At 54.7% G+C, this 13,249-nt stretch carries 13 protein-coding genes; 4 read left to right on the top strand and 9 right to left on the bottom strand.

The genetic code is table 11. From position 1 onward, the window contains the following. The first annotated feature begins 16 nt into the window (after positions 1 to 16). The 4 genes from artI (at position 17) to artJ (ending at position 3,041) form a co-directional block, all read left to right on the top strand. Positions 17 to 748 (top strand): arginine ABC transporter substrate-binding protein ArtI, encoded by a 732-nt coding sequence (gene artI, locus RT644_RS10910; RefSeq protein WP_017456144.1) that lies wholly within the window; start codon positions 17 to 19, stop codon positions 746 to 748. Positions 749 to 754: 6 nt separating this feature from the next. Further along, complete coding sequence (artQ, locus tag RT644_RS10915; RefSeq protein WP_020457198.1) at positions 755 to 1,471, top strand: arginine ABC transporter permease ArtQ; 717 nt, start codon at positions 755 to 757, stop codon at positions 1,469 to 1,471. Continuing rightward, positions 1,471 to 2,139: an arginine ABC transporter permease ArtM gene (artM, locus tag RT644_RS10920; RefSeq protein WP_017456142.1), complete on the top strand. Its 669-nt coding sequence runs from the start codon at positions 1,471 to 1,473 to the stop codon at positions 2,137 to 2,139. Before artQ ends, artM begins: the two co-directional genes overlap by 1 nt. A gap of 170 nt (positions 2,140 to 2,309) precedes the next feature. Next, positions 2,310 to 3,041 carry an arginine ABC transporter substrate-binding protein ArtJ gene (gene artJ, locus RT644_RS10925; RefSeq protein ID WP_020457197.1) on the top strand — a complete coding sequence of 244 codons (732 nt, stop codon included), beginning with the start codon at positions 2,310 to 2,312 and terminating at the stop codon, positions 3,039 to 3,041. A 31-nt stretch (positions 3,042 to 3,072) separates the two neighbouring features. On the opposite strand, the gene RT644_RS10930 is transcribed toward artJ, so the two are convergent. From RT644_RS10930 to rimK, 9 genes are all read right to left on the bottom strand, one after another. Then, positions 3,073 to 5,397 carry an FdhF/YdeP family oxidoreductase gene (locus RT644_RS10930; protein ID WP_313626640.1) on the bottom strand — a complete coding sequence of 775 codons (2,325 nt, stop codon included), beginning with the start codon at positions 5,395 to 5,397 and terminating at the stop codon, positions 3,073 to 3,075. A 123-nt stretch (positions 5,398 to 5,520) separates the two neighbouring features. Next, on the bottom strand, positions 5,521 to 6,648 hold the full coding sequence (gene rlmC / locus RT644_RS10935; RefSeq protein ID WP_313626642.1) for a 23S rRNA (uracil(747)-C(5))-methyltransferase RlmC: 1,128 nt from the start codon (positions 6,646 to 6,648) through the stop codon (positions 5,521 to 5,523). Between the two features lie 41 nt (positions 6,649 to 6,689). After that, positions 6,690 to 7,160: a YbjO family protein gene (locus RT644_RS10940; RefSeq protein ID WP_313626643.1), complete on the bottom strand. Its 471-nt coding sequence runs from the start codon at positions 7,158 to 7,160 to the stop codon at positions 6,690 to 6,692. 73 nt (positions 7,161 to 7,233) lie between these two features. Beyond that, on the bottom strand, positions 7,234 to 8,079 hold the full coding sequence (gene potI, locus RT644_RS10945) for a putrescine ABC transporter permease PotI (RefSeq protein WP_017456138.1): 846 nt from the start codon (positions 8,077 to 8,079) through the stop codon (positions 7,234 to 7,236). After that, entirely contained in the window at positions 8,076 to 9,029 is a 954-nt protein-coding gene (gene potH, locus RT644_RS10950) for a putrescine ABC transporter permease PotH (protein WP_020457192.1), read from the bottom strand. The genes potI and potH overlap by 4 nt, the downstream gene beginning before the upstream one ends. A 9-nt stretch (positions 9,030 to 9,038) precedes the next feature. Next, positions 9,039 to 10,172 carry a putrescine ABC transporter ATP-binding subunit PotG gene (gene potG / locus RT644_RS10955; protein WP_045506612.1) on the bottom strand — a complete coding sequence of 378 codons (1,134 nt, stop codon included), beginning with the start codon at positions 10,170 to 10,172 and terminating at the stop codon, positions 9,039 to 9,041. A 140-nt stretch (positions 10,173 to 10,312) separates the two neighbouring features. Then, the gene (gene potF, locus RT644_RS10960) at positions 10,313 to 11,425 is read right to left on the bottom strand and encodes a spermidine/putrescine ABC transporter substrate-binding protein PotF (protein ID WP_313626645.1); all 1,113 of its coding nucleotides are present in this window, start codon (positions 11,423 to 11,425) and stop codon (positions 10,313 to 10,315) included. Positions 11,426 to 11,774: 349 nt separating this feature from the next. Next, complete coding sequence (locus tag RT644_RS10965) at positions 11,775 to 12,254, bottom strand: YbjN domain-containing protein (protein ID WP_313626647.1); 480 nt, start codon at positions 12,252 to 12,254, stop codon at positions 11,775 to 11,777. Between the two features lie 85 nt (positions 12,255 to 12,339). Next, positions 12,340 to 13,242, bottom strand: a complete 903-nt coding sequence (rimK, locus tag RT644_RS10970; protein WP_020457188.1) for a 30S ribosomal protein S6--L-glutamate ligase — start codon at positions 13,240 to 13,242, stop codon at positions 12,340 to 12,342. Between the last annotated feature and the right edge of the window lie 7 nt (positions 13,243 to 13,249).

Below are 13,249 nucleotides of genomic sequence, written 5' to 3' on the forward strand. Positions count from 1 at the left end.
ATCGGGATTAATGACAATGAAAAAAGTACTGATTGCCGCGCTACTTGCAAGCGTAAGCCTTACCGCTACAGCAGCCCAGACTATCCGTTTCGCCACCGAAGCGAGCTACCCTCCGTTTGAATCAACCGACGCGAATAATAAAATCGTCGGTTTCGATGTCGATCTGGCTAACGCGTTGTGTAAAGAGATTGATGCGACCTGTACCTTTACCAACCAGGCGTTTGACAGCCTGATCCCGAGCCTGAAATTCCGCCGTTTCGACGCGGTGATGGCCGGTATGGACATCACCCCGGAACGTGAAAAACAGGTTCTGTTCACCACGCCTTATTACGACAACTCTGCGCTGTTTGTGGGTCAGCAGGGTAAATTCACCAGCATTGACCAGCTGAAAGGCAAACGTGTAGGCGTGCAGAACGGCACCACCCACCAGAAATTCATTAACGACAAGCACCCGGAAATCACCACCGTTCCTTACGACAGCTACCAGAACGCGCGTCTGGATCTGCAAAACGGCCGTATTGATGCCGTGTTCGGTGACACCGCGGTGGTCACAGAATGGCTGAAAGCGGACGCGAAACTGGCGGCAGTTGGCGATAAAGTAACCGACAAAGAGTACTTTGGTACCGGTCTGGGCATCGCGGTACGCCAGGGCAACACCGATCTGCAGCAGAAATTCAATGCCGCGCTGGAAAAAGTGAAGAAAGATGGGACTTACCAGACCATCTATAACAAATGGTTCCAGAAGTAATCCTTAATGAACGAAATGTTTCCATTAGCAAGCGCCGCCGGGATGACCGTCGGCCTTGCCGTTTGTGCGCTGATCATCGGCCTGATTCTGGCGATGATCTTTGCCGTTTGGGAGTCCGTTAAGTGGCGCCCGATTGCCTGGATTGGCACCGCGCTGGTCACCGTACTGCGTGGCCTGCCGGAGATCCTGGTGGTTCTGTTTATCTATTTCGGCTCTTCACAGCTGTTGCTGACGCTCTCTGATGGTTTCACCATTAATCTCGGCGTAGTGCAGATCCCGGTGCAGATGCAGATTGAAAACTTCGACGTTAGCCCGTTTCTGTGCGGTGTGATTGCGCTCTCCCTGCTGTACGCGGCTTACGCCTCGCAAACTTTGCGCGGTGCGTTAAAAGCCGTACCGGACGGGCAGCGGGAATCTGGCCAGGCGCTGGGTTTGTCGAAAGGGGCGATCTTTTTCCGCCTGGTGATGCCGCAAATGTGGCGTCACGCGCTGCCGGGGCTGGGTAACCAGTGGCTGGTACTGCTGAAAGATACCGCGCTGGTATCGCTGATTAGCGTGAACGATTTGATGCTGCAAACTAAAAGCATTGCTACCCGTACGCAGGAACCCTTTACCTGGTATATCGTGGCGGCGGTGATTTACCTGGTTATCACACTGTTGAGTCAGTGGATCCTTAAACGCATCGATATGCGCGCGACCCGCTTTGAACGGAGGCCGGAATAATGCTCGAGTTTTTACCGGAGCTGTTCAAAGGCCTGCACACCAGCCTGACGCTCACTGTGGCCTCGTTGATTGTGGCGCTGATCTTATCGCTGCTGTTCACCATTGTGTTAACGCTGAAAACGCCGGTGCTGACACACATTGTGCGCGGTTATATCACGCTGTTCACCGGTACCCCGCTGCTGGTGCAGATCTTCCTGATTTACTACGGTCCGGGGCAGTTCCCGTCGCTGCAAAACTATCCGGTTATCTGGCATCTGCTCTCGGAACCGTGGCTGTGCGCGCTGCTGGCGCTGTCGCTGAACAGTGCGGCGTACACCACACAGCTATTCTATGGCGCGATTCGCGCCATTCCGGACGGGCAGTGGCAATCCTGCGGCGCGCTCGGGATGAGCAAGAAAGACACGCTGGCGATTTTGCTGCCTTATGCATTTAAACGCGCGCTGTCGTCCTACTCTAACGAAGTGGTGCTGGTGTTTAAAAGTACTTCGCTGGCGTACACCATTACGCTCATGGAAGTGATGGGCCACGGTCAGCTTCTGTATGGTCGCACTTATGACGTCACAGTTTTCGGTGCCGCAGGGCTGATTTATCTGGTGGTCAACGGGTTGTTAACGCTGATGATGCGCCTGATTGAGCGTAAAGCGCTGGCATTTGAACGCCGCAACTAATTGCATAAATAGTAAACAAAGGCGAGCTAATGGTTTCATTACTCGCCTTTTTTATTTTTATGAAAATATATTTAAGCATTTTTATTGAATATAAATTCATTTAATGGCATGGTTAACGTCACGCTTTAGACACGGCAACAACCATAAGATTGACCGACAGGAGTTCGATAATGAAAAAACTGGTACTCGCCGCCCTTCTCGCTTCGTTCGCCGCTGGTGCTTCTGCGGCAGATAAAATTAACTTCGGTGTTTCCGCCACTTATCCGCCATTTGAATCGATGGATGCCAGCAACAAAATCGTCGGCTTTGATATCGATCTGGCAAACGCGCTGTGCAAACAGATGCAGGCCGAATGTACGTTTACCAATCACGCCTTCGACAGCCTGATCCCGTCGCTGAAATTCAAAAAATATGACGCGGTAATTTCCGGTATGGACATCACCCCGGAACGTAGCAAACAGGTCGCTTTCACCGACCCGTACTACGCTAACTCCGCGTTGGTGATCGCCAAAAAAGATGCCTTTAAATCTTTTGATGATCTGAAAGGCAAACGTATCGGCATGGAAAACGGCACCACGCACCAGAAATACCTGCAGGACAAGCACCCGGAAGTAAAAACCGTGGCTTATGACAGCTATCAGAACGCGATTATTGACCTGAAAAACGGGCGTATCGATGGCGTGTTCGGTGACACCGCCGTGGTCAACGAGTGGCTGAAAACCAACCCGCAGCTGGGCGTAGCGACACCGAAAGTGACCGACCCGCAATACTTCGGCACGGGCCTTGGCATTGCGGTGCGCCCGGATAACAAAGCGCTGCTGGAAAAACTGAACGCCGCGCTGAAAGCGATTAAAGCTGATGGCACTTATCAGAAAATCAGCGATCAGTGGTTCCCGCAGTAATTACCTTTCAGGCCGGGTAGCTCCCGGCCTGTTAACGCAGCGCCCCCGATGTTTCCGTTCCCCGCCCGACACGCTCCATCGCCACCGGAATGCTTTTATAAGCCGGAATACCGCTTTTGGTATCGTGGCTGTCCAGCGGCACCAGGATATTCGCTTCCGGGTAATACGCGCCGACCGAACCCGGTGCCATATCCAGCACCACAATCGTCAGGTTGTCCATGCGCCGCGAGGTGGGGTTACCGTCAGGATCGAGCGCGATAATATTCACCTGATCACCGACGCGTAACTGCCGCGTTTCTGCCTCATCGGCATTAATAAACAGTACATCGCGCCGCCCGGTCACTCCGCGATAGCGATCGTTAAGCCCGTACAGCGTAGTGTTGTATTGATCGTGGCTGCGCAAAGTGGTTAATACCAGATCGTGACATTTCAGCGATCGCGGATCTTCGTTAATTCCCTGCATCACTTTGAACTGCGCCAGACCCGAGGGCGTGTTCCATACGCGTTCCGAAGCCGTATTACGTAAACGAAATCCCCCCGGTTTTTTAACCCGCTCGTTGAAATTGCTAAACGCCGGGAAAACCGCTTCGATCGCATCGCGAATAGTGCTGTAGTCGCTGACCATTTTATCCCAGTCCACCACGCTATCCGGCAGAGTTGCTTTCGCCAGCGCGGCCACCAGCGCAGGCTCGGATTTCAGGTGCGGCGAAGCTGGCGTTAAACTCCCGCGCGACGCATGTACCATCGACATCGAATCTTCGACCGTCACGCTCTGCGCACCCGATGCCTGCATATCCGTTTCCGTGCGCCCGAGCACCGGTAGCAGATAATTATGTTTGCCTAACAGCAGATGCGAGCGGTTCAGTTTCGTCGCCATATGCACCACCAAATCGAGCTTGCGCATCGCCGGGAAAGTGGTTTGCGGATCAGAAATCGCTTCCGCCAGGTTGCCGCCAAGGCACAAAAGCGCATTCACTTTGCCATCGCGCATCGCCTGGATAGCGGCCACCGCGCCGTGCCCATGTTGCCGTGGCGGCTTGAAACCAAATACCTTTTCAATATTGTCCAGCAACTCGGGATACGGGATCTCAGTAATGCCCACCGTGCGGTCACCCTGCACATTCGAGTGGCCGCGCAGCGGGCAGATGCCCGCCCCTTGCTTACCTATGTTGCCGCGCATCAGTAGCAAGTTGGCAATTTGCTGCACATTCTGCGTACCGTACTGGTGCTGGGTGATCCCCATGCCGTAACAGATAATGGTGCGTTCGGCACTGGCGTACAGCCGGGCGATATTCTGGATCTCTTTGCGCTCCATGCCAGAGACTTTAAGAATGTGTTGCCAGTCGGTCGCGTCGAGATCGGCTTTCAGCGCCTCAAACCCTTGCGTATGCTGGCGAATAAACGCCTCATCAATCACGCCAGGCTCACCTTTCGCCAGCGCCTCTTCGTGCATCGACAGCAGGATTTTCATCACCCCTTTCAGCATCGCCGCATCACCGCCCACCCGCACTTTGTAGTAGGTGGATGCCAGCTTCGTGGAGCTTAACGCCAGCATTTCAATCGGGCTTTGTGGCGACGTGAACCGCTCAAGCCCCCTTTCGCGCAGCGGATTGATGGCCACGATCGTCGCGCCGCGTTTTGATACTTCGCGAAGCGTGCCAAGCATTCTGGGGTGGTTGGTTCCGGGATTATGGCCGATGCACAACACCAGATCGCAGTGGTCGAAATCTTCCAGTTCCACCGTGCCTTTACCAACTCCAATGGATTCCGGCAACCCCACACTGGTCGGCTCATGGCACATATTGGAGCAGTCCGGGAAGTTATTGGTGCCATATTCGCGGGCAAACAGTTGCCAGAGAAAAGCGGCTTCGTTGGAGGCGCGTCCGGAGGTATAAAACTCGACGCTGTTGGGATCGTCGTAGCCGCGCAGAAGTTCGCCAATCTCGCGAAAGGCGGTATCCCAGTCGATGGGCTGATAGGTATCACTGGCAGCGTCATACTTCATCGGGTGGGTTAAACGCCCTTCGCCTTCCAGCTCAAACGCGTTCCTGTTCCACAACTCACTGACTGTATGCGCCGCGAAGAATTCCGGCGTTGTGCGTTTACTGGTGGCTTCCCACGACACCGCTTTCGCGCCATTTTCACAAAATTCAAACGACGAGGTATGTTGCGGATCGGGCCACGCGCAGCCGGGGCAGTCGAACCCCTGCGGTTGATTAACTTTGAACAGCGCAATGACGTCCTGTTTCACCGACATTTGCCCGCGCAGTGCATCCGCGACTGCTTTCAGCGCGCCCCAGCCACCTGCCGAACCGCCATACGGCGCGATACCTGTTGTCCGATTTTGATTTTTCATGTTGCCCCATTTTTCTGTGACCAGCGTTGGCTTAAGCCTGGTACAGAAAACGCGGGCTGGAGCGGCATAACAGGAACTTAGTCGCACTAAGTTCTTAAAAAATGTTTCCGCGTTGCGCTGGGATCAGCGTTTAACCAACAGCGTCAACACCTCGTAATGCGCGGTATGCGGGAACATATCGAACAGTTGAACGCGCTCAATGCGATAACCCGGCAGCAGGCGAATATCTTTCGCCATCGAACTGGCGTTGCAGCTGGAGTAGATGATGTACGGCGGTGCCATGTGGCTTAAATAGTCGCACAGCGCCGCGCCAATCCCGCGCCGGGGCGGGTTAACCAGCACCAGCTCAGGAATATCAAGCGAAGCGGTAGCAAACTGGGTGGAATCCAGCGCCTGGAAATGCAGATTTTGTAAGCCAAGCGCTTGTGCCGATTGCGTGGCGCAGGCAATCGCTTCCGGGGCGATTTCAATACCGGTCAGGCGCATCTCCGGCGTTGCGCAGTGCAGACCAAAACCGCCAACGCCGCAAAACAGATCCCACATATGGTTAACCGGCAGCGCCCGAACCCAGTTGCGGGCGGTCGCGTACAACGCGCTGGCAACGGTCGGGTTGGTCTGGAAAAAACTCTGCGGGCGGATCCACAGCGGCACGCCGTTAAAGTTTTCCGCCAGCGCCTGCTGCCCGGTGAGAAAAATCTCTGTCTCACCTTCCATGATCGCCATATGTACCGGCTGGATATTGGCGGAAATCACTTTAAGTTGCGGTAATTGTGCTTGCAACTCAGGCAACGCCGCGCGCAACTGGGCGAGTTTCGCCTCCGAGCGCAGCACAAAGCGCAGCATCATGCCGCCATCCTGCTGGCTTTCAGTCAGCAGCAGGTATTTCAGCTCACCGCGTTTACGCGCCACGTTGTAAGGCGTTAACCCGGCGCGGGCAATAAACGGTTTGAGCGCGGCAAAAACCGGTGCGAAAGTCTGCGGATAGAGCGGGCATTCGGTGAGATCTTCCGGCGTCCCGTCACGATGCAGCATCCCAAACAGCGGTTTTTCTACGCTGCCGCTGACCACCATTTTGGCTTTATTACGAAAACCCTGCTCCGGGCCACTCACTGGCGAACACCACTCGGCAACAGGCAAGCCGTCCAGCAGCGTGTGGAGATCGTCCATTTTCGCGGTAAGTTGCTGTGAGACCGGTTGTTCTATCCATTGACAGGAACGACAACGACCAGCATCGAAGAGAGCGCACTGCATAGTAAAGCCTTTCATTTTGCGGGGCCGGGATTGTACCACCGTTATTGCAGGCGGAAAAAGCGTCGGCTGGGCGCGGGAACAAACAGCAGGAATAACACCAGCAGATCGGGGAGTTTTTGCATCACTAACGCCTGGAAAATCTCCCGCCGGGAACCACCCGCAATACTGAACAGTTCCGGATAGCCATACCCGAGCGAAGCGGCCCATAAATAACCGGTCGCCACCATCTGCGTGGCGAAGTAAAGCCAGCGCGCCCAACGACGCCCTTTAACCACCGAGAAAGCACAGAGAATTTCAACAAACACTAAAAACAGGCTACCAAGGAAAACCAGTGTCAGGCTCCAGGTTTGCGCGCTGCGCTGCACAAAATCGAGCAGGCCGCGCCAACCCAGCAAATTCAGTATCATCAATACATCCACACAGCGAATCATAATAATGGCGATGGCCGCCACCTGCACCAGCGCTGGCACATTCAATTTCGCGTGATGAGCGGTTTTCTTGAAGAACCCCAATCCGATGATTTCCCTGTGAAAAATGCCGCGACAAGCGCGGCATCAGCAACACAATTTCACGATTCTAATAAGTTCAGCCTTGTCTTGCACGCTGGATATCACGGATCCGCTGTTTTTCCGCCCGCGCCATTAAATACCAGGCGATAAAACCAACAATCCCGACCACGCCAAGGATAAGTGTCGCCAGCGCGTTGATTTCCGGGTTCACCCCCATGCGCACGCTGGAGAAGACCAGCATCGGCAATGTCGTCGCTCCCGGCCCCGAAACAAAACTGGCGATCACCAGGTCATCCAGCGACAGGGTAAAGGCCAAAAGCCAGCCGGAAACAATCGCCGGCATGATCATTGGCAGCGTGATAACGAAGAACACTTTTAGCGGTGTCGCACCAAGATCCATCGCCGCCTCTTCAATGGAGCGGTCCAGTTCGCGCAGACGCGAGGAGATAACCACGGCAACATAAGCGGTACAGAAGGTCACATGGGCCAGCCAGATAGTGAGCATCCCGCGGTCGGCGGGCCAGCCAATCGCATGGCCGAGCGCCACAAACAGCAGCAGCAGCGACAAGCCGGTGATCACATCCGGCATCACCAGCGGTGCCGTTATCATAAAGGCGAAACCGTTTGAGCCACGAAAGCGGCCAAAACGCACCATCACCACCGCCGCGATAGTCCCCAGCACCGCCGCCATTGTCGCCGCACAAGCGGCGATGGTCAGGCTTAACCCCACCGCGCTCATCATGGCGTCGTCGTGAAACAGCTCGCCATACCAGCGCGTCGACCAGCCCGCCCACACGGTCACCAGTCTTGAGCTGTTAAAGGAGTAGATCACCAGCATCAGCATTGGCGCGTACAGGAACGTAAAACCGAGCACGAGGATTAAAATGCGCCACGGAGAGCGCACTACCGGTAAGTTGTTCATGCGTGGTCCTCCCCTTGTTTCTGCTGATGTTTGTGGAACCACATGATCGGCACAATCAGCAACAGCAGCATAATCACCGCCACCGCCGATGCCACCGGCCAGTCGCGGTTATTAAAGAACTCCTGCCACAACACACGACCGATCATAATGCTGTCCGGGCCACCGAGCAGTTCCGGGATGACAAACTCGCCAACTGCCGGAATGAACACCAGCATCGATCCGGCAATAATCCCGCCTTTGGTCAACGGCACAATCACGCTGAAAAAGGTTTTCAGCGGACGCGCCCCAAGATCCAGTGAGGCTTCCACCAGTGAATAATCGATACGCGTCAGCGCGGTATAAATCGGCAACACCATAAACGGCAAATAGGCATAAACAATCCCGATATATACCGCGAGATTGGTATGCAGGATCGTCAACGGCTGATCGATAACCCCCAGCCACATCAGGAAGTTATTCAACACGCCGTTATTTTTCAGGATCCCCATCCACGCATACACGCGGATGAGAAACGACGTCCACGACGGCAAAATCACCAGCAGCAGCAGAATATTGCGCGTCGACGGTTTGCTGTGCGCCACAGCCCAGGCCAGCGGATACCCCAGCAGCAGACAACAAAGCGTTGAGATCGCCGCCACCTGTAACGACTGCAGATAGGCTTCAAAATAGAGCGGGTCGTCGGTAAGTTGCAGGAAGTTGCCGATATTCAGCGTGACCGTCAGTTGGCTGTCCGCCCACTCGATAAGATCGGTATACGGCGGGATCTGCCGCGCCATCTCTGCAAGGCTGATTTTGAACACAATCAAAAACGGCAGCAGAAACAGCAAAGTCAGCCAAATATAGGGCAGCGCAATAACCAGTTTGCGCCCGTGACGCATCTGCATGCGCCCCAGCCATAAAGTGAAACCGCCCGGTTTTTCGACGCGGGACGGTGGCTCCAGTGTACTCATCGCCGCTCCTTAAACCGTCAGAACCACACAACTATCGGCATCCCAGCAGAGGCGAACTTCATCGCCCCAGGTTGGCGCGCCTTTACGGTAGCGATGCGCGTTCTGCAACTGGGCGCTGATCATCTGCCCGCTTTGCAAACGCACGTGATAAATAGAGAGGTCGCCAAGGTAGGCGATATGCACCACTTCCCCGACGGCAAAATTATAGCCGTCGGCCGGTGGATCTTCGCAGAGCATGATCTTTTCCGGGCGCAGCGCCACGAACACCGGCACGTTATCCACGACCGACGCATCGGCGTCCACTTTCAGCGGATGCACCAGCCCCGGGGAGTCGATCACCAGACCATCTTCCTGACGCTCTTTCAGCAGCCCTTCGAACACATTCACCGAACCGATAAACTCGGCGCTGTAACGCGTGGTCGGGTGCTCGTAGATCTCTTCCGGTTCGCCGATTTGCACAAACTTACCGCGGTTCATGATGGCGATACGCCCGGCCATGGTCATCGCCTCTTCCTGGTCGTGGGTCACCATGACGCAGGTCACGCCAACGCGCTCGAGAATATCCACCACTTCGAGCTGCATCCGGTCGCGCAGCTTTTTATCGAGCGCGCCCATCGGTTCATCCAGCAGCAGCAGTTTCGGCCGTTTCGCCAGGCTGCGCGCCAGCGCCACGCGTTGACGCTGACCACCGGAAAGCTGATGCGGCTTACGTTTGGCGTACTCGCTCATGTGCACCAGGTGCAACATTTCGGCCACGCGGCTGGCGATTTCCGCTTTCGGCAACTTGTCCTGTTTAAGGCCAAAAGCAATGTTCTGTTCCACGGTCATATGCGGAAAGAGCGCGTAGGACTGGAACATCATATTGATCGGGCGCAAATAGGGCGGCACATGCGCCAGGTCTACGCCATCAAGCATGATTTGCCCGTGGGTAGGCAGCTCAAAACCGGCGAGCATGCGCAGCAATGTTGATTTGCCGCAGCCGGACGCACCAAGCAGGGCAAAAATTTCACCTTTATAAATCGTCAGACTGACATCATCAACGGCGTGCTGACCATCAAAGGATTTGGTCAGATTGCGAATTTCCAGCAGCGGCGTCAGATCCTTGCGGCTCTTCGCCTGTGGGCGGGGGATAGCGTCATTCACTCAAGTGCTCTCCGGCAAAAACATCAACCCGTTTCAACGAGTTGTCGTACAAATGACTGGACAGAGGCGCATCACCTCTGTCCATTTTTGGGGCAGGCGCACCGCCACGGTGCAGCCTTATCACCTGTCAGGTGATTGAATTATTTGCCGCTTTTAACTTTAGTCCACGCGCGGGTTCTTACGCGGTCGATTTTCGGATCCTGGACTTTCAGCGTAAAGAGTTTGGCGAAAACATCCGGCGGCGGGAAGATAGCCGGGTTATCACGCACTTCCGCGCTGATCAGCGGAACCGAGGCTTTGTTACCGTTGGCGTAGAACACATGATCGCTGATATGGGCAATCACATCCGGGCGCATCAGGTAGTTGAGGAACTGATAGGCTTCTTCTTTGTTTTTGGCATCAGCCGGCATCGCGAAGACATCGAAGAACGCCAGCGCGCCCTCTTTCGGAATGGTGTAAGTGATATTTACGCCATTCTTCGCTTCTTTCGCGCGGTTTGCCGCCTGCCACACATCACCCGCCCAGCCAATAGCCACGCAGATGTCGCCATTTGCCAGGTCATTAATGTACTGAGAAGAGTGGAAGTAACGAATGTTCGGACGCAGTTTTAACAGCAGGTCGGTTGCGGCAACGCTGTAATCATCCGCTTTGCTGCTGTTCGGATCTTTGCCGAGGTAATTAAGCACGGTGGCAAAAATCTCTTCCGGCGCATCAAGGAATGAGACGCCGCAGCTTTTCAGTTTTTCCAGGTTTTCCGGCTTCAGCACCAGATCCCAGCTGTTTACCGGCGCGTCTTTGCCGAGCGCGGCTTTCACTTTGTCAATGTTATAGCCAATACCGGTGGTGGCCCACAGGTACGGAATAGCGTATTTGTTGTCAGGGTCGTGTTTGGCGACCATTTTCAGCACGTCTGGATCGAGGTTTTTCCAGTTCGGCAGTTTGCTCTTATCCAGCGGCTGGAATACCCCGGCGGCCAACTGGCGCTCAAGGAAACTCGCGGACGGCACCACCAGGTCGAAGCCGGTGCTGCCCGCCATCAGTTTGCCTTCCAGCACTTCGTTGGAGTCAAACACGTCATAAATGACTTTGATGCCCGTCTCTTTTTCAAAATTCGCGACGGTGTCCGGCGCAATATAATCAGACCAGTTATAAACATGCAGTGTCTTTTGCTCGGCTGCGAGCGTGCTGGCAGAGACAGCCATCAACGCACCCGCGACAAGACCTGATACCCATTTTTTGCTCAAGGCGGTCATATCTCATTCCTTCTGGAAAGTCCGTTAACATACGAACTAAATGTACGCATCATAAGATATGCAAGAATCATGCATATTTTGTCACTCTGCACAGCCCCGGAGAAGAAAACGCTTCCGGCTGACACCGCATGCTGTTTTAAGCATCGCAAGAATAACTGTAGCCAGGGTTTGAGGCTATAGGTCAGATTAAAAAACGCCTTTTATCAATTTTTTATGCAGGATACGTCTATGTGATAAGCCGTTACGCGAGGAATAGCGGTGAAAAATTCTTTAAGGAAAGGTTAATAGCAGAATAAAAATATTTATTATGCAGCCGCCGTGGCAGCGACTGCGTTAATGCTGCACAGAGTCAGTGGAGAAAATTGTGCGACTCTTCACCTGCCACCATCTCTTCTTCGCCTGGCGTGAACAGCAGTTGATGTGCGTTGGCTTCCATAATGACCATTGAAATCTGCTCTTCGCTCTGGCGCATAAACCAGGCGAACTGTTCAAACGTAATGGCAGGCCGGACGCATAAAGACTGGCAAACCACCAGCTTCGGCAGATTATCATCCTGAAGGTCGAGGAATGCTTTCACGGTCAAAGAACTGGCATTAATGGCGGAGAGATCGGCGGCCAGCGCCAGCAGTGCTGACGGTTTGACTTCCGCCATGGCGGTAAATAACACAACGTCATTAACAAGGTCGACTTTTGCATCAAACACGCCATCAAAATTTTGCATGTGCGGCAGGTGCAGCGCCTGGCAGTTATCGCACTCAAAAAAGTTAATGCCCAGTTCATCCAGCCAGTGACGCAGCGTGTCCAGACCCGGAACGACGAGTGAATCCATAAAGCAGTGCTCTCTTAGCGAAAAAATTGGCCATAGCTTACGCAAAAAGGCCAGAACGTACCATTCATTGCGCGGGAAAATCGCCTCAGCCGCCGGTTTTAAGGCAAAAACCCGGCGTTGCCTGGCGTTCGATCCACTGGATCATGCGGCCCGCAATATCGATGCCGGTGGTTTTTTCGATGCCTTCCAGCCCGGGCGATGCGTTAACTTCCATCACCAGCGGGCCACGTTCGGCGCGCAGGATGTCGACGCCAGCCACATCCAGCCCCAGCGTTTGCGCAGCAGCCAGCGCGATTTCACGCTCACGCTCGGTGATATGTGCCACCAGCGCCTTGCCGCCGCGATGCAAATTAGAGCGAAAATCCCCCTCTTTCGCCCGGCGTTCAATGGCGGCGACCACATCATTGCCGACGACCAGACAGCGAATATCGGTTCCCTTCGCTTCGGCAATAAACTCCTGCACCAGAATGTGCGCATTCAGACCGCGAAAAGCGTCAATTACGCTCTCCGCTGCCTGGCGGGTTTCCGCCAGCACCACGCCGATGCCCTGCGTCCCTTCCACCAGCTTCACCACCAGCGGCGCGCCGCCGACCATATCAATCAAATCGCTGGTATCATCCGGTGAATGGGCAATGCCGGTTACCGGCAGATCAATCCCCTGGCGCGCCAGTAACTGCAACGAACGGAGCTTGTCTCTGGCGCGGGTGATCGCCACCGACTCATTGAGCGGATAACTGCCAAGAATTTCAAACTGACGCAGCGCGGCAGTGCCGTAGAAGGTGATGGCCGAGCCGATACGCGGGATCACCGCATCGAAATGCGGCAGCTGGCGGCCTTTGTAATGAATGGACGAGGCCGCCGGGCTGATATTCATATAACAGGAAAGCGGATCGAGGATCTCGACCAGATGACCGCGCTGCATCGCCGCTTCGCGCAGGCGTTTACACGAATAGAGCGTTCCATCCCGGGACAATATGGCAATTTTCACCCTGCAC

It is taken from the genome of Kosakonia sp. (genome assembly GCF_032104925.1).
Lineage (GTDB): Bacteria > Pseudomonadota > Gammaproteobacteria > Enterobacterales > Enterobacteriaceae > Kosakonia.